The organism is Cryobacterium sp. MLB-32 (genome assembly GCF_000738085.1).
Classification (GTDB): domain Bacteria; phylum Actinomycetota; class Actinomycetes; order Actinomycetales; family Microbacteriaceae; genus Cryobacterium.
In genome coordinates this window covers 54834-70838 of sequence record NZ_JPRS01000013.1, presented here as the reverse complement: position 1 = coordinate 70838, position 16005 = coordinate 54834, and the positions used below count along the sequence as shown (strand labels likewise).

Sequence of the window (16005 nt, the reverse complement as noted above, 5' to 3'; positions counted from 1 at the left end):
TGTGGTCTTTTACTGGCGCCCGATCAGTCCGGTTCGTCGCGCCTCCGCGACGGCCGCCGTTCGGCTCGACACCCCCAGCTTCGGGTAGATGTGCGCGAGGTGGGATTTGACCGTCGTCTCACTCAGGTGCAGCAGCCGGGCCAGCGCCGTGTTGCTGAGGCCATCGGCCACGAGTCCGAGAACTTCGAGTTCACGGGCGCTGAGCGTGGCGTGGGATTCCCTGACCCGCGACAACAGCCGAGTGGCCACCGCGGGGGCCAGCGCAGACTGACCGGAGGCGGCAGCGGTCACCGCTCGGATCAGTTCATCCGGGCCCGCGTCTTTGAGCAGATAGCCGGCGGCACCCGCCTCAATGGCGCTGACGATGTCGCTATCGGTATCGTAATTCGTGAGAATCAGTACGGCTGGCGGATGCGGCGCGTCCCGGATGAGCCTGGTGGCGTCGGCGCCACGAAAAACGCCGGCAAACTGCAGGTCCATCAGCACAACCTCGGGCCGCAGCAGCGCCGCCTGCGCGACGGCTTCCTCAGCCGTGTCCACGGCGGCGATGACGGTGATCGCCGGTTCCGTGTCGAACAGGGCGGTGAGGCCCGCCCTCATCATGGGATGGTCATCGGCGATCAGGATGCGGATGGTCATGGCGTGAGCTCGAAACTCGCGGCGATGCTGGTGCCGAATCCCGGCGTGCTTTCGACCGAAAGCGTGCCGCCCAGCACCGTGACGCGATCGCGCATCCCGCGCAGCCCAAAGGACAGGTCCGGCGCAGCGGAGGGAACGTCTGCGTCGAAGCCGATGCCGTTGTCCACGATGTCAAGGATCACCTCGGTATCAAGCATGGTCAGCGTCATGTCGATGCGGCTGGCGCGCGCGTGCTGCACCACGTTCGCCAGGGCGCCCTGAGCGACGCGGAGAAGTGCGGTCTCCACCACGGTGGGCACCGGAACCGGCGCCCCGTGGGCCGTCATCCTGACCGTGACGGTGCTGGTCTCCATCGTGCGTGCCGCCAGGCGTTCAAGAGCCTCCACGATCGTGGCCGCCTCGAGGGCCGGCGGGGAGAGTTCGTTGATGAAGTGCCGGGTCTCGACGAGCGCGTCGGAGGCGGCGTCTCGTGCCTGCAGCATCCGCCGCGCACGGCCGTCGGCATCGTCGGATCGCTCGGCGGCGTGCAGCAGCATGACAATGCTGGACAGCGACTGCGTGACCGTGTCGTGTATCTCCCGCGCCAGTCGGCCGCGTTCATCGAGCACTCCCGCGGCACGGTGCGCCTCATCGAGCCGAGCCCGCGTGTCGGTCAGCTCGACGATGAGGCTTTCCCGTTCGTCCGCCTCGCGGGACAGTGATCGGTAGCCGAGTCCGATCGCGAGGGCGACCGCAGAGCCGATGACGGGGCCGACAATCCCAGCGGCGCTGAACCCACGGTGCGCCCCGAATGCACCGATCGCCAGGACCGTCGACGCCACAACAGCCGCGGGGCCTCGCCACCCGGGCAGCACGTGGAGGTAGAGAAAGAAGAGCGGGAAGACGAGATAGATCGCCTCGGGGCTGATACTGATCAGGGCCACCCACTCCACCGACAGAAGCGCCACCCAGATTCGAGGCAGGACCGGGGTGCTGGCCGGGCGATCGTGAGGGAGAAAGATCCCGCTGGCGTAGGTGAGCGCCAGAACGACCGCCAAGCCGACGGTCACCAGAGCGAACGGCGCCCCGGCTCGGACTGCCGTCACGATCACGAGAGCCACCAGTCCTGCGACAAGACCATGCAGGCCGATCCGGAGGGCGACGAAGACGGGGCTGAGCGCTGAGGCCACCGCCTCTGCTTGACGGCCGGTCGGAACGGTCACTCTGTCATCACCCCTCAAGAATACTCAGCCGAGCCGGGTCAGTCATCGTTCAAAAGGTGGAAACGGGGGTCCACCTTTGTGACCGAACGGAAACGAGCGAATGCACGATGACCGTGCTCCGCGGCCCCGGAAGACTCAAGAGTGTTCGCCGGCGGTTCTCGCCGCCGTTCACCAACTTCTACAGAAGGACTCTTCCGTGTTTCTTGCACTCCGCGACCTCCGGCATGCGAAGGGCCGATTCGCCCTGATCGGCGCTGTCGTCGCCCTGATCACCGTGCTGGTGGGCTTTCTCTCCGGCCTGACGATGGGACTGGCTGAACAGAATGTGTCCGCCATCACCTCGATCTCCGCCGATCGCATGGTCTTTTCCACCGGAACGGGCGATGAACCCGTCAGCTACGCGGACTCCGCGCTGACCCGGGCGGATGCCGCCCGCTGGGGCGAGCAGCCCGGGGTGTCCAGCGTGCAGCCCCTGGGTATCAGCCAGGGCCGACTCCTTGCCGGCGATAACAAGGCCACCGTCACCGTCTTCGGCGCCGATACCGTGCTGGGCTCCGCGCCGGCCAGCCAGTCTGGCCGAGTATCCATCCCCCTCAGCATCGCCGGTGACCTCGGCATCGGAGCGGGTGACTCCGTCCTGATCGCGGGCAGGCCCTTCGCCGTGCAGACGGTGACGGACAACGCCTGGTACTCACACATGCCCGTGGTGCGGGTCACCCTCGCGGATTGGCGAGGCCTGCAGCCGGAGCCGGACACCGCGCCGTTCGCCACGGTCCTGGCCGTCACCGCCGCGGGCACCGACTTTGCGGCCGCCGACGCCACCACCTCGACCACCTCTGCCGGTGTGCTGCAGTCTTTGGCTGCGCTCGGCTCCTTCCGCTCAGAGATCGGGTCCTTGCTGCTCATGGTCGCGATGCTCTTCGGCATTTCCGCTCTGGTCGTGGGTGCCTTCTTCTCCGTCTGGGCGATTCAACGCCAACCGGATGTCGCGGTGCTCAAGGCGCTCGGCGCCTCGAACCGCATGCTGATCGGGGATGCGCTCGGCCAGGCTGCGATCTTGCTTGTGCTGGGCGTCGGGCTGGGCATCGGGGTCACCGCACTTTTCGGGACCCTCGCCGGCAGCGCGCTGCCGTTCGTGCTCAGCCCGCTCACGACTCTGGTTCCCGCCCTCCTGATGATCCTCCTCGGGCTCGCCGGGGCGGCCTTCGCCCTTCGATCCGTCACCACCGCCGACCCCCTCACCGCCCTTGGGAGCAACCGATGATCCGCCTCACCGACACCACCCTCACCTTTCCCGACGGCGGCACGCGCGTCACCGCCGTGAACGACGTCTCCCTGACCGTGGATCGGGGGACGGTGGCCGCGATCACCGGCCCGTCCGGATCGGGCAAGTCGAGCCTGCTTGCGGTGATGTCCAGTCTGGTCACGCCAGACCGGGGTTCGGTCGTGATCGACGACATCGAGGTCACGGAGCTGTCGATGAACGACCGAGCGGAGTTGAGGCGGGAGCGCATCGGCATCATCTTCCAGCAATCCAACCTGATCCCGGCGCTGACATCGACCGAACAACTCACCGTCATGGGCGAGCTCTCCGGCGACCGCCGATCAGCGCGCGCGCGGCGTTCGGACACTGGGCGCGCCGCCGAGTTGCTGGACGCCGTGGGATTGGCCGACCACGGGCGCAAACGACCAGCGCAGCTCTCCGGCGGCCAGCGCCAGCGGGTGAACATTGCACGCGCGCTGATGAACCGCCCCACCGCCCTCGTGATCGACGAACCCACGAGCGCACTCGATCAGGAACGCGGCTCCAGCATTCTTGACCTGATCCTGCGGCTGACGGCGGAACACAATACCGCCACCGTGCTCGTGACCCACGACCTGCGACTATTGCCGCGACTCGATCGCACCTACACGATGACCGACGGCGTGCTCACCGAGGGCCATCCGTCTCTCGCGCGCACCTGAGTGCGCCGGGTGAGGGGCCGACTCGCGAGGTCTCGATCGCTCCTTCGTCGCGCCTCGACCAACGGGAGGGCCGACTCGCGAGGTCTCGATCGCTCCTTCGTCGCGCCTCGACCAACGATAAATCAAGGTCTCGATCGCTCCTTCGTCGCGCCTCGACCAACGACAACCAACCGCCGGTCGAGGCGCGAGGTACGAGCGATCGAGACCAGGTGAGTCGGTCTCGGGGCGGGAATGAGTGGCGGCTACCCCTGCACGAGACGCTCGTACCAGGCGAGGGCCGACTGGTCGGTGAGGCTCGCCACCTGGTCGACGACGACGCGCTTGCGGCCCGCGTCGTCGGCGGCCGCCGCCCAGTCCTCACTGAACCCGGGGTCGAGGTGCTCGTCGCCGCTCGCGAGCAGCGTGTCAGCGAGCAGGGTGAGCACCTGTCGCTGCTGGATGTAGATCGGCTTGCGGGTATTGCGGGTCATCACGAATGCCGCCACGATGCCCTTGAGCACGGCGATCTCGGCCTGGGTCTCCCGCGGCACCACGACGTGGGCGCCGAACCGGATGAAGTTCTCTCCCGGGTATGCCAAGCGTGTGGCGCGCACCGCAGATCCGCTGAATCGACCGATGAGCTGGCTGCTGAGGTTCTTGAGGCGTCCCTGATCGCGGCGACCGCCGGACCATTCCGACAGCCAGACAGCCAGGGAGTCCAGACGGTTGAACGCCTTGAGCAGGTCATTCTCGGAGAGTTCGTCACCGATCCATTCCGACATGGTGGCCAGCAGGTCATCGTGGTTCGCGCGGCTGCCGAGCAGTGCCACGTCGACGTAGCCGTTGACCACGGCGTCTTCGAAGTCGTGCACCGAATAGGCGATGTCGTCGGAGAGATCCATGATCTCGGCTTCGATGCAGAGTTGCCGGTCGGGGGCACCCTGTCGCAACCATTCGAACGCGGCGATGTCGTCTTCGTAGAAACCGAATTTGGCCCGGCCGCTGGGATCTTTGACGGAGGAGCTCTCCGGCCAGGGGTACTTACAGCTCGCGTCCAGGCTCGCTCGCGTGAGGTTGAGCCCGTAGCTCTGGCCATCAGCGCCGAACACCTTGGGTTCGAGCCGGGTGAGCAGGCGCAGCGTCTGCGCGTTGCCCTCGAACCCGCCGATGTCGAGGGACCAGGTGTTGAGCGCCTTCTCCCCGTTGTGTCCGAAGGCGGATGACCGATGTCGTGCGCGAGACAGGCGGTGTCCACCACGTCGGGGTTCACGTTGAGTCGATGAGCGAGTTCTCGCCCGACCTGGGCGACCTCGAGGGAATGGGTCAGCCTGTTGCGGGCAAAATCGAGTCCCGCCGTCGGGCTGAGCACCTGGGTCTTGGCCGCCAGCCGGCGCAGCGCGCTCGAATGAAGCAGCCGGGCGCGGTCGCGGGCGAAGTCGCTGCGCCGCGAGTAGTGCTCCTCCGGAAACCATCGGTCCTCGTCGTGCTCGCTGTATGCGGTCGTGCCGTACTCGCCCGTGTTAACCACCGCTGGTATCCCCTTCGCCCTCGGTCAGATTCAGTCGTTCGGCACCGGCGAGCTCCTGGGAATCGAGCCAGCGCTCGGGCAGGCTCGGTTTCTTCGGCGTTCCTGCGCGTCCTCGCGGGCCCTCCGCTCCGTCGCCCGGATACGGCTGGTCCCAGTCGAGGGTTCCGAGCAAGTCATCCAGTTGCGCCAGGGATTCCACCGCGGCGAGCCGGGCGCGGAGGTCGCCGCCCACCGGGTAGCCCTTGAAATACCAAGCGACATGCTTGCGGATGTCCCGGCAGGCCCGCTCTTCACTCTCGAAAAACTCCGTAAGCAGTTCCGCATGGCGGCGGAAGGTCTCGCAGACGCGGCCCAGGCTCGGTTCTGCCTTGACCACCTCTCCCCGGAACGCAGCCGCAAGATCGCCGAACAACCACGGACGGCCCAGACAACCACGTCCGACGACGACGCCATCGCATCCGGTCTCGGCGACCATACGCAACGCGTCCTCCGCGGACCAGATATCGCCATTACCGAGAATGGGCGTGCCGGTGATCGTGTTCTTCAGTTTCTCGATGGCGGACCAGTCGGCGTGCCCGGAGTAAAACTCGGCTGCGGTGCGCGCGTGCAGGGCAATAGACGCTACTCCCGCGCCCTCGGCCGCTTTGCCCGCCTCGAGGTAGGTGAGATGATCCGAGTCGATTCCTTTGCGCATTTTCACGGTGACCGGAACGGCACCGGCGGCGTCGACAGCGGCCTCGACGATCTGGCGGAACAGGCCCAGCTTCCAGGGCAGTGCGGCTCCCCCGCCCTTACGGGTCACCTTGGGAACAGGGCAGCCGAAGTTGAGGTCGATGTGGTCGGCACGGTCCTCGGCGACCAGCATGGTGACGGCCTCGGACACGGTCTTCGGGTCGACTCCGTAAAGCTGAATGGACCGGGTGGTTTCGCTGGGATGGTGCGTGATGAGGCGCATTGACTCGCGGGTGCGCTCGATGAGAGCACGGGACGTGATCATCTCGCTCACGTAGAGACCCGCGCCGAATTCCCGGCAAAGGCGCCGAAAGGCGGTGTTGGTGATGCCGGCCATCGGTGCGAGCACCACGGGCACGTCGAGCGCGAGGGGCCCGATCATGAGCGGCGCGGGGGTCGGGAGTGTAAGAGTCATATGTCCCTCAATTCTTCCAGAACAATGGACCCCCGCCTAACAAGAGTGATGGCGTCCACAACCGAGGTTGTGGACGCCATCACGGGCAGGAATCTACGGTGCGCTACGCGCCGCAGCCACAGGAGCCGCACCCGCAGGCGCCGGCGGCTTCACCGGACTGGCCGAGCAGCTCGATCGTGGGGCGCGCGGTGGCGTCGGTGGGGGTGCTTGTGGTGATGTCGCTCATGCGATTTTCTCCTCAGACTTTTCGGTGCGTACTTGGTTCAAAGCTTGGGCAAATGTATCAGAATCCTGCGCTCCGGAGATGCCGTAGCGCCCGTCGATGACGAAGAACGGGACACCCTGGATGCCATATTCGGTGGCTTGGGCGACATCCGCTTTCACGTCGGCGAGAAACTCGTGCTCCGTCAGGGCGCGCACGACGTCGGCGCGGTCCAGGCCGATTTCGGCCGCGAGGTCCGCGAGGTCTTCAATGCGGCCGACGTGGAGCCCATCGACGAAGTAGGCCTTGAGCAGGCGCTCCTTCATCTCGAGCTGGCGACCGTGCGCCTTGGCGTAGTGAAGCAGTTCGTGCGAGATGACGGTGTTGGTCTGGTGCACGGAGTCGTAGTCGTAGTGCAGGCCGACGCTTTCGGCGATGCCCGTGACGCGCTCGAGCATCTGTTCGACCTCGGCCAGGGGCATGCCCTTCTTCTCGCTGAGGTACTGCACGGGGGTTCCTGCATAGTCAACCGGGGTATCGGGCGACAGCTCGAAGCTGTGGTACTCGACCTCGACGGCACCGCCGAAAGCGGCGACTCCGGCCTCAAATTTTCGTTTACCGATGTAGCACCAGGGGCATTGCACATCGGACCAGATGTCGACCTTGATGGTTTCGGTGTCGGTGGTCGCTTCGGTCACGCTCGTTGTATCAGTCACTCTGGCGCAACCGCGCAGACCCCCTGCCGTATTCCCGGGCGGCACAGTCCCGGCGGTTCACCACCGCGCTAGAAGCGGGCTCCGACAACTCCCGCGTCGCGGCGTCGATCTGGCCGGCAGCGGCGAGCTGCGCTGGACACGTCCTCTTCAGTCTCATCAGCGCACTGCCCCGCGCGTAATCCGGCTGTGAAACTCTGCGTCGGATTCGGCCCGGCGCAGGGTGGTGAGGTAGAAACAGGTCATGTGGTTCCGTCAACTTGAGTACCTGGTCGCCCTCTCCCATGAGCGCCACTTCGCCCGCGCCGCCGAGATGTGCTCGGTGTCCCAGCCGGCCCTGTCTGAGGGCCTTCGCAAACTCGAGGAGGAACTCGACGTCGCCTTGATTCGACGAGGACGATCTTTCGAGGGCCTCACGGCAGAGGGTGACCGCACCGTGATCTGGGCTCAGCGCATCCTGTCCGACCGCGACTCGCTCAAGGAAGAGGTTGCGGCCATGAGCACCGGGCTCGCCGGCACACTGCGCATCGGCTCCATTCCCACGACGTCCACGGCGGTCTCGCTGCTGACCGCCCCATTCTGCGATCAGCATCCGCTCGCGAGCGTGCGGGTGACATCGGGACTGCGATCCGATGATCTGCTCTCGCAATTGCTGAACTTCGAGATCGATGCGGGGATCACCTACTACGACGAGCATATTTCCGACAGCTTCCAGGTGCGTCCGCTCTACCGGGAAAAATACGTCCTGCTGACCGGGAGGGCCCATGAAGTGGCCGGACGCACCTCGGCGACCTGGGAGCAGGCCGCCGATCTTCCGCTCTGTCTACTCTCGGCCGAGATGCAGGGCCGAAAGGTCATTGATGAGGCGTTCGCCCAGGCCCGCGCGCTTCCGGTTCCCGGCGTCGAAACGGACTCCATCGCCGCGCTGATCGCACACGTCAGGATGGGGCGCTGGGCGAGTGTCATTCCGTGCGCATGGCTGCATGTCTTCGGGATCCCGGAGGGGATGCGCGCCGTACCGCTGGTCAACCCGGTGCGCGAAGAGCCGATTGGACTGGTCACCCTGGCCCGCCAACCCCCGTCGGTGATGGCGCGGGCGCTCGGCGATTCGATCGGAAAGATCGACCTGAAGTTTCTGGAAGACCTTCCGGTGAGCCCTCACGGTTGATAGGTACTGCCTTTCAGGCATAAGCATTTACTTCTTTGACACCGATCACGGGCACGGCGCACGCTGAACTCAGGCCACTCGGGCGGTACCCCGCCCACAGTTCTGTGGCTCGTCACAAGGAGAAGAAATGGCAAAGATCGTCTGCGTTTTGTACCCGGACCCCGTGAACGGATTTCCGCCCCGCTATGCCCGGGACAGCATTCCGGTGCTGACGGGCTACCCGAACGGCCAGACGCTCCCGACGCCGGCTGACATCGACTTCACGCCAGGCGAGCTGCTGGGAAGCGTCTCCGGGGAACTGGGTCTGCGTGCCTTCCTTGAAGCTCGCGGCCACACCCTGGTTGTCACGTCTGACAAAGATGGTCCGGATTCCGTTCTCGACCGGGAACTCCAGGATGCCGACGTACTCATCTCGCAGCCGTTCTGGCCCGCCTACCTCAGCGCCGAGCGGATCGCCAAGGCACCGCAGCTGAAACTCGCCCTCACGGCGGGCATCGGCTCCGATCATGTGGACATCGATGCAGCCATCGCCGCCGGCATCACCGTTGCCGAGGAGACCTACAGCAACAGCATCAGCGTTGCTGAGCACGCGGTCATGCAGATCCTCGCCCTGGTGCGCAACTTCCTCCCCGCGCACCGGTGGGCCGAACAGGGCGGCTGGAACATCGCCGACAGCGTCTCGCGCGCATACGACCTCGAGGGAATGGATGTTGGCGTCATCGCCGCAGGACGCATCGGCCAGGCCGTACTCCGGCGCCTGGCCCCCTTCGCCGTGAAGCTGCACTACACGGATAAGCACCGCCTGTCGGCTGACGTCGAGGCTGAACTCGGCCTCACCTTCCACCCGGACGCGCAGTCGCTCGCCCGGGCGGTTGACGTCGTGTCCATTCACGCGCCACTGCACCCCGAGACCCGCAACCTATTCGATGAGGAGCTCATCGGAAGCATGAGACGCGGTTCGTACATCATCAATACGGCCCGCGCCCAGATCGTAGACCGCGATGCGATCGTGCGGGCCCTGGAGTCCGGACAGCTTGCCGGATACGCCGGCGACGTGTGGTACCCGCAGCCGCCGGCACCCGACCACCCGTGGCGCACCATGCCCAACAACGCGATGACCCCTCACGTCTCGGGCTCCACGCTGTCCGCCCAGGCTCGCTACGCGGCGGGAACCCGCGAAATCCTGGAGGACTGGCTGGACGGAAAGCCGATCCGTGACGAATACCTGATCGTGGACGGCGGACGACTCGCCGGAACGGGCGCCGCGTCGTACACCGCCACCGTGAACGCCACTCCGGCGGCCTAACCTGACCGAGAGACCCGGGCGGATCGAAAAAGACCCGCACCGGACGTCATCGCACAACGACACAAGCCTGAATTTCGGGCACGAAGGAGCAACCATGACGCCGCTAAGCAAAAAAGACGCCGGGGAGATCATCCGACTGGCACGGTTCCGCGCGGGAGTGACCTGGTCCGCCATCGCCGAGCGCATCGGGAAAGCACCCACCTGGACCGTTGCCGCGCTCCTGGGGCAGCACCCGATGACCGCGGAAGAAGCGACCGCCGTCGGCGAGTTGTTGTCGCTGGAACCAGAGGTCGTCGAGTCGCTGCAGATGCAGCCCTACCGCGGCTCGGGCGAACAGGCGACCCCCACCGATCCCACCATCTACCGCCTGTATGAGGCCCTCGGCGTGTACGGGCCGGCGATCAAAGAACTGATCCACGAGGAATTCGGTGACGGCATCATGAGCGCCATCAATTTCAGAATGGACGTGCAGCGCCGGCAGGATCCGACCGGAGACCGTGTCGTGATCACCCTCGACGGGAAGTTCCTCGACTACAACTGGTAACCCCGAAAGCCGGGCGAGGGCGGCAACCATCCTGACCGTGAGACACAGCAGGATGGAAAACCGTAATGCAGCTGCGCAGACATGTCGGAACCTTCATCGGCTCGGCATTCGCTCTCGGCAGGGCGGACAACGATCATCAATCCGCCCTCCGGGTAGCGATCAGCATCGTGGTCCCCTCCCTCGTGCTGCTTTGCCTAGGACGCCCCGAACTGACGATCTATGCCGTCTTCGGGGCGTTCACCGCAATGTTCGGTCGCTCCGAATCCCACCAACTCCGATTACGCCACCAGCTGCAAGCCGCAGCCGTTCTCACCACCGGTGCCGGCATCGGGATGCTTCTCTCCATCAATCACATGCCGGTATGGGGTGTCGTCGCGACCGAGGCGATCTTCGCCGGCCTCTTTTCCATCGTGGCCGACGCCGCCGCGCTCAAGCCTGCCGGGCCGTTCTTCGGCATCTTTGCTCTGGGCGCGTGCGCATCGGTGCCGATGAGCGTGCCGTTGTGGACGGCGGCATCGATCACCGCCGGTTCGGCCGCCTGCGCCGTTCTCGTCGGGTTCGCCGGCTGGGTGAGATATCGGCACTGGCAGCCGGGTGCCGTTCGAGCGGTCACACCGCTGGCCCGCTCGCGCATCCCGGCCATCGGAATGCAGTCCCTGCGGTACCTGATCGCGGTGGGAGTCGCGGGTGTCACGGGGAATGCGGCCGGTATCGGCCACGCCTATTGGGCGATGGCGGCGGCCGCCACACCGCTGTCCGCGCCGGACCTGCCCGGGAGGGTGGGCCGCGGCATCCACAGGATTCTCGGCACCCTCGTCGGCCTCGGCGTCACCGCGTGCATCATGCTGCTGCAACCGGGAACAACAGCCCTCGCCATACTCGTGATGGCGCTCGCGTTCCCCACCGAGTTGTTGATGTCGCGCCACTACGGCCTGGCGCTGATCTTCTTCACACCACTGATCCTGGTCGTGACGCTGCTCGCCGATCCGAGCGACCCCTTTACCTTGATCCGGGACCGTGGCGTCGAAACGATCCTCGGCGCCGTGGTGGGGATCGTCGTGGTCGTCATGAGCGGTTCGACACGCCATCGACCCGAACGACCGGCATGACTCTACCGACAGTTGCCGCTGTGATCCGTGAATAGAATGGCGTTACAGTCACAAGGACTTAACTGGAACGCGATTCAAGCCAAATTAAACCCCTGGTGAGGAGGCTTTCTTCTGGCCAGGGCGCAGGCGGGGCCCGCTCCGTGACGGTTGCTACGCGGTCGGCACGTCCACCGCGCCGCCGTACCGCCGATTGCGCGAGGCATAGAGCTCGATGGCGTGCCAGAGATCCACGCGAGTGAAGTCGGGCCAGAGCGTGTCAAGGAAGACCATCTCGGCGTAGGCGCTCTGCCAGAGCAGAAAATTGCTGGTGCGCTGCTCCCCCGAGCTGCGTACGAACAGGTCAACGTCGGGCAGATCGCTCGTGTACAGGTGCCGCTGGATGGCCTTCTCGGTGATGCCGGACGGCTTGAGCCTGCCCGCCGCCACCTCTTCGGCCAGCTCGCGCACGGCATCCGTGATCTCGGTGCGCCCCCCGTAGTTCACGCACATCGTGAGGGTCAGCACACTGTTGCCCGCCGTGAGCTCCTCCGCATAGAGCAGCTCGTTGATCACGGATGCCCACAGCCTCGGCTTGCGCCCGGCCCACCGCACCCGCACGCCCCAGTCGTTCAGCTGGTCGCGGCGACGGTGCAACACGTCGCGGTTGAAGCCCATCAGGAAGCGCACCTCCTCGGGTGAGCGCTTCCAGTTCTCGGTCGAGAACGCGTAGACACTCAGGTGCTTGACGCCCAGCTGAATGGCACCGGCGACGACGTCGAGCAGCGACGCCTCCCCCGCCTTGTGCCCCTCGATGCGGGTGAGCCCCCGTCCGTTGGCCCAGCGACCATTGCCGTCCATGACGATGGCGATGTGGTCGGGAACGGCTTTCGCCGGGATGCTCGGCGGGTAGATCCCGGTCCAGTCGAGTGCCCTGAACGGCACGGCGTCTTTGTGCGTATAGGGCGTCGTGGTACCGGACTTGCGCAGAAAACTGCGACGGGCAGGAGCGTTGGAGGGCGTTGTCATCGGGCCACGTGTTCCAGGGAACGCAGCCCTCTTCCGAGGTGCCACTGGGTGTATGCCGCGACGATGCCGCCGGCCTGAGCTTGTGTTCTGGCGGGTGTGGATTCTGCATGCTCCCAATCCCCGGTGAGGAGGGCGCTCAGCAGAGTGATCGTCGGTCGGTCGAGACGCGGTGAACCGGGCGCGGCACAGGAATCACAGACAACCCCGCCGAGCTGCACCACGACTGCCGAATGGTCGCCCACGGCCCCGCAGCGCGCGCAGTCCTGAAAGCTTGGTGCCCAGCCCGCCATGGACACTGCTCGCAGCAGGTATGAGTCCAGGGTGAGGCTCTGGCCGTGTTCCCGGCGGGACAGCGACCGCAAGGCCCCGACGAGCAGGAGATACTGCTGCAGGGACCCTTCCGATTCGGTGAGCTTGTCTGCCGTCTCCACCATCACACTCGCTGCGGTGTAGCTGTCGTAGTCCGCGGTGATGAGTGCCCCGTACGAGCCGAGGGATTCCGCCTGAGTGATGATATCGAGACTGCGGCCCTCATACAGTTGCACGTCTGCGACCATGAACGGTTCCAGCCTGGCTCCGAACTTGCTGCCCGTGCGCCGCACGCCCTTGGCGACGGCGCGGACCTTGCCGTGAGCGCGGGTGAGCAGCGTGACGATGCGGTCGGCTTCGCCCAACTTGTGGGTTCGGAGCACCACGGCTTCATCACGGTAAACAGGCACATTTGATTCTCCCACTTCTGACACTGGTATTTAGTGCGTGGCGGGGGGAGACTGTCTCTGAAACTTTCTCGTGGCGTGGAGGTCAACTATGAAACCGGATAAGAACGCTCTGCCAGATGGAATGCCCGTGCTCTCGCGGGGAAAGCACCGAAATCCGCGCAGCGGCGGCTGCTTCATGGAGTTCGCCTCGTACTTGGCCGGCGAATCCTGGAGCGACCACCCAGCCTGCACGCACCCCGTGCTCGCTTCGCTGGCCCGCATGGTCAACGACTGCACCTCCGACGACGGTCGCGCCCGACTGCCGGAGTTGATTCCCTCGGTGATCGGGCTCCGCGGAACCGACCCCAGGGTCGAGATCACGGTCTCCCTGCGAGCAGCGACCACGGCTCTGCCCGTGGTGAGCATGGATCGGCAACGGGCCCTGGCCGTCGGCATCCTGTCGTGCGAGCGCAACCTCGATCTGCTCGGTGCGAGCACACCGGCGACGTCCGCTCGGATTCGCGCTGCGCTCGATGCGTCGCCCAACGCCGAGAAGTGGGCGCGTGATTTCATCACGTCCGTCCGCTCCTGGTCACGCACCAAATTCACCCCACGAACCGCCGATTCCATTCTGCGTGTGTCGGTGCAGGGCGTCGCCGAGGCGTGCATCCCCGATACGGATGCCAAGCTCTTCGAGCTGCTCTCCGCTGCGATTTCCGACACTCAGGCTATCCTGCAGCCGTGTGACGCGAGGCCAGCAGCCCGTCAGACCCAGCCCGACCAGACACAGCGCGTGGATTCTCGCCCTCGCGTCGTCTGACCGGGTCGCCCGTCGGCAACCCCGCAGACAACGACGTGAGGCCCGTCCCATTTCCGGGACGAGCCTCACGTCTGCGTGCTTTGAGCGGAGCGTTCAGCGGTGCAGATGCTCCATGACGCGTGGGCTCAGACGACGCTGAGTTCGCGGTCGCCCACCTCGGAGCGGATGCCGCGGTTGACGGCCGACACCACAGCCTTCAGCGATGCCGTCGAGATGTCGGCATCGATACCCACACCCCAGAATCGCTTGCCGTTGACATCGAGCTCGACATACGACGCGGCCTGGGCGTCACCGCCTGCCGACAGGGCGTGCTCCACATAGTCGTACAGGGTAATCTCAATGCCGCGTGGGGCCATCAGGGTGAGGAACGCGTTGATGGGGCCGTTACCCTCGCCGGTGGCGGTCGCCGTGGTCTCACCATCACGCAGGTCAACCGTGAGGGCGACGTGTCCCGCGAGGTCGCTCGATGTGCGGGTGGAGAAGAGCTCAAACCGTCCCCACTTGGCATCCGGCGTCTTCACACTGGCCGGCAGGTACTCGTCATTGAAGATGTCCCAGATCTGGGCGCTCGTCACCTCGCCACCCTCACTGTCGGTCTTCGTCTGAACAACGCCGGAAAACTCGATCTGCAGCTTGCGGGGCAGGTCCAGGGAGTGGTCCGTCTTGAGCAGGTAGGCGACCCCACCCTTGCCGGACTGAGAATTTACCCGGATGACCGCTTCGTAGCTGCGCCCGAGGTCTTTCGGGTCGATCGGCAGGTACGGAACGGCCCAGACCAGATCAGCAACGGAGCACTCCCGCGCGGCGGCATCGGCATCCATGGCCTCGAAGCCCTTCTTGATGGCGTCCTGATGCGAACCGCTGAACGCGGTGAAGACCAGGTCGCCGGCCCACGGGCTGCGCTCGGGGACGGGAAGCTGGTTGCAGTACTCCGCGGTCCGCTTGATCTCATCGATGTTGCTGAAGTCGATCTGCGGGTCCACGCCCTGGGTGAACAGGTTCACCCCCAGGGCGACGAGGTCGACGTTGCCCGTGCGTTCGCCGTTGCCGAAGAGGCAACCCTCGATCCGGTCGGCCCCGGCCAGGTAGCCCAACTCGGCAGCCGCGATAGCGGTTCCCCTGTCGTTGTGCGGGTGCAGGGACAGAATGACGTTCTCGCGGTGCGCGAGGTGGCGGGACATCCACTCAATGGAATCGGCGTACACATTGGGCGTCGCCATCTCCACCGTCGCCGGCAGGTTGATGATGACCTTGCGCTCCGGTGTGGGCTCGAAGATTTCGATGACCTGGTTGGAGACGTCGACCGCGAAATCGAGTTCGGTACCGGTGAAGCTCTCCGGCGAGTACTCGTAGTAGACGGTGGTGCCGGGCACCGTGGCTTCCATGGCCCGGCACGTTCGAGCTCCGAACAGGGCCAGGTCGATGATCCCCTGCTTGTCTTCGCGGAAGACGACCTCGCGCTGCAGCACGCTCGTGGAGTTGTACAGGTGCACAATGGCCTGCTTGGCACCCTTGATCGATTCATAGGTGCGCTTGATCAGGGCTTCTCTGGCCTGGGTGAGCACCTGGATCGTGACGTCATCCGGAATGGCGTTGTCGTCGATCAGGCTGCGCACAAAGTCGAAGTCCGTCTGGCTGGCGGACGGAAAGCCCACCTCGATCTCCTTGTAGCCGATGCGCACCAGCAGATCGAACATGATCCGCTTGCGCTCGGGGCTCATCGGGTCGATGAGCGCCTGGTTACCGTCTCTCAGGTCAACGGCGCACCAGCGCGGCGCGACCGTGATGTGCTTGGACGGCCACGTGCGGTCAGCGAGGTCGATACCGAATTGCTCGTGGTACGGACGGTAGCGGTGAACCGGCAGGTTGGATGCGGTCTGATTGTTCTTCATGATCTGTGATCTCCTCAGGATTGTCAGCAGCCAACGACAAACGCCGCGACGAGGGAGGCCTCAGATTAGGACTCGTCGCGGCAGCTAA

General features: G+C 65.4%; 15 protein-coding genes and 1 pseudogene. 7 read left to right on the top strand and 9 right to left on the bottom strand.

The features are described from left to right. Nucleotides 1-9 precede the first annotated feature (9 nt). Both JF66_RS02930 and JF66_RS02925 read right to left on the bottom strand, forming a co-directional pair. A complete protein-coding gene (locus JF66_RS02930; RefSeq protein ID WP_035874930.1) occupies nt 10-639 on the bottom strand; it encodes a response regulator transcription factor in 630 nt (209 codons plus the stop codon). After that, complete coding sequence (locus JF66_RS02925) at nt 636-1841, bottom strand: sensor histidine kinase (protein ID WP_231556264.1); 1206 nt, start codon at nt 1839-1841, stop codon at nt 636-638. The genes JF66_RS02930 and JF66_RS02925 overlap by 4 nt, the downstream gene beginning before the upstream one ends. A gap of 196 nt (nt 1842-2037) precedes the next feature. Between JF66_RS02925 and JF66_RS02920 the strand changes: the two genes are divergently transcribed. Together JF66_RS02920 and JF66_RS02915 are read left to right on the top strand one after the other, a co-directional pair. Beyond that, the gene (locus JF66_RS02920; RefSeq protein WP_035874927.1) at nt 2038-3105 is read left to right on the top strand and encodes an ABC transporter permease; all 1068 of its coding nucleotides are present in this window, start codon (nt 2038-2040) and stop codon (nt 3103-3105) included. Beyond that, complete coding sequence (locus tag JF66_RS02915) at nt 3102-3806, top strand: ABC transporter ATP-binding protein (RefSeq protein WP_035874925.1); 705 nt, start codon at nt 3102-3104, stop codon at nt 3804-3806. Before JF66_RS02920 ends, JF66_RS02915 begins: the two co-directional genes overlap by 4 nt. A 242-nt stretch (nt 3807-4048) precedes the next feature. On the opposite strand, the pseudogene JF66_RS02910 reads toward JF66_RS02915, so the two are convergent. The 4 genes and pseudogenes from JF66_RS02910 to JF66_RS02900 form a co-directional block, all read right to left on the bottom strand. Continuing rightward, a pseudogene (locus JF66_RS02910) lies at nt 4049-5313 on the bottom strand (deoxyguanosinetriphosphate triphosphohydrolase). Continuing rightward, a complete protein-coding gene (gene dusB / locus JF66_RS02905; RefSeq protein ID WP_035874921.1) occupies nt 5306-6460 on the bottom strand; it encodes a tRNA dihydrouridine synthase DusB in 1155 nt (384 codons plus the stop codon). Before dusB ends, JF66_RS02910 begins: the two are co-directional and overlap by 8 nt. 103 nt (nt 6461-6563) lie before the next feature. Beyond that, complete coding sequence (locus JF66_RS24935) at nt 6564-6686, bottom strand: hypothetical protein (protein ID WP_255351500.1); 123 nt, start codon at nt 6684-6686, stop codon at nt 6564-6566. Continuing rightward, a complete protein-coding gene (locus JF66_RS02900) occupies nt 6683-7360 on the bottom strand; it encodes a DsbA family protein (protein WP_035874919.1) in 678 nt (225 codons plus the stop codon). Before JF66_RS02900 ends, JF66_RS24935 begins: the two co-directional genes overlap by 4 nt. 259 nt (nt 7361-7619) lie before the next feature. Between JF66_RS02900 and JF66_RS02895 the strand changes: the two genes are divergently transcribed. From JF66_RS02895 to JF66_RS02880, 4 genes are all read left to right on the top strand, one after another. Beyond that, nucleotides 7620-8543, top strand: coding sequence for a LysR family transcriptional regulator (locus JF66_RS02895; protein ID WP_035874916.1), 924 nt, complete (start codon nt 7620-7622; stop codon nt 8541-8543). A gap of 127 nt (nt 8544-8670) precedes the next feature. Then, a complete protein-coding gene (locus JF66_RS02890; RefSeq protein WP_035874914.1) occupies nt 8671-9849 on the top strand; it encodes an NAD-dependent formate dehydrogenase in 1179 nt (392 codons plus the stop codon). A gap of 94 nt (nt 9850-9943) precedes the next feature. Beyond that, nucleotides 9944-10393, top strand: coding sequence for a cyanase (cynS, locus tag JF66_RS02885; RefSeq protein ID WP_035874911.1), 450 nt, complete (start codon nt 9944-9946; stop codon nt 10391-10393). A gap of 65 nt (nt 10394-10458) precedes the next feature. Then, nucleotides 10459-11502 (top strand): FUSC family protein, encoded by a 1044-nt coding sequence (locus tag JF66_RS02880; protein ID WP_051973045.1) that lies wholly within the window; start codon nt 10459-10461, stop codon nt 11500-11502. 150 nt (nt 11503-11652) lie between these two features. Here the strand turns inward: JF66_RS02880 and JF66_RS02875 are convergent, their stop codons facing one another. After that, nucleotides 11653-12507, bottom strand: coding sequence for an isoprenyl transferase (locus JF66_RS02875; RefSeq protein WP_081882100.1), 855 nt, complete (start codon nt 12505-12507; stop codon nt 11653-11655). Further along, nucleotides 12504-13226, bottom strand: a complete 723-nt coding sequence (gene recO / locus JF66_RS02870; RefSeq protein ID WP_035874908.1) for a DNA repair protein RecO — start codon at nt 13224-13226, stop codon at nt 12504-12506. The genes JF66_RS02875 and recO overlap by 4 nt, the downstream gene beginning before the upstream one ends. 88 nt (nt 13227-13314) lie before the next feature. Here recO and JF66_RS02865 point away from each other — a divergent pair, with 88 nt between their 5' ends. Beyond that, nucleotides 13315-14025, top strand: a complete 711-nt coding sequence (locus tag JF66_RS02865; RefSeq protein ID WP_197059300.1) for a hypothetical protein — start codon at nt 13315-13317, stop codon at nt 14023-14025. Between the two features lie 125 nt (nt 14026-14150). On the opposite strand, the gene leuA is transcribed toward JF66_RS02865, so the two are convergent. Next, complete coding sequence (gene leuA, locus JF66_RS02860) at nt 14151-15917, bottom strand: 2-isopropylmalate synthase (protein WP_035874904.1); 1767 nt, start codon at nt 15915-15917, stop codon at nt 14151-14153. Nucleotides 15918-16005 lie beyond the last annotated feature (88 nt).

Coding starts and splice junctions, on each gene's coding strand:
- JF66_RS02930 (WP_035874930.1), bottom strand. CDS start 639: ATGACCATCCGCATCCTGATCGCCGATGACCATCCCATGATGAGGGCG.
- JF66_RS02915 (WP_035874925.1), top strand. CDS start 3,102: ATGATCCGCCTCACCGACACCACCCTCACCTTTCCCGACGGCGGCACG.
- dusB (WP_035874921.1), bottom strand. CDS start 6,460: ATGACTCTTACACTCCCGACCCCCGCGCCGCTCATGATCGGGCCCCTC.
- JF66_RS24935 (WP_255351500.1), bottom strand. CDS start 6,686: ATGAGCGACATCACCACAAGCACCCCCACCGACGCCACCGCGCGCCCC.
- JF66_RS02895 (WP_035874916.1), top strand. CDS start 7,620: ATGTGGTTCCGTCAACTTGAGTACCTGGTCGCCCTCTCCCATGAGCGC.
- JF66_RS02890 (WP_035874914.1), top strand. CDS start 8,671: ATGGCAAAGATCGTCTGCGTTTTGTACCCGGACCCCGTGAACGGATTT.
- cynS (WP_035874911.1), top strand. CDS start 9,944: ATGACGCCGCTAAGCAAAAAAGACGCCGGGGAGATCATCCGACTGGCA.
- JF66_RS02880 (WP_051973045.1), top strand. CDS start 10,459: ATGCAGCTGCGCAGACATGTCGGAACCTTCATCGGCTCGGCATTCGCT.
- JF66_RS02875 (WP_081882100.1), bottom strand. CDS start 12,507: ATGACAACGCCCTCCAACGCTCCTGCCCGTCGCAGTTTTCTGCGCAAG.
- JF66_RS02865 (WP_197059300.1), top strand. CDS start 13,315: ATGAAACCGGATAAGAACGCTCTGCCAGATGGAATGCCCGTGCTCTCG.
- leuA (WP_035874904.1), bottom strand. CDS start 15,917: ATGAAGAACAATCAGACCGCATCCAACCTGCCGGTTCACCGCTACCGT.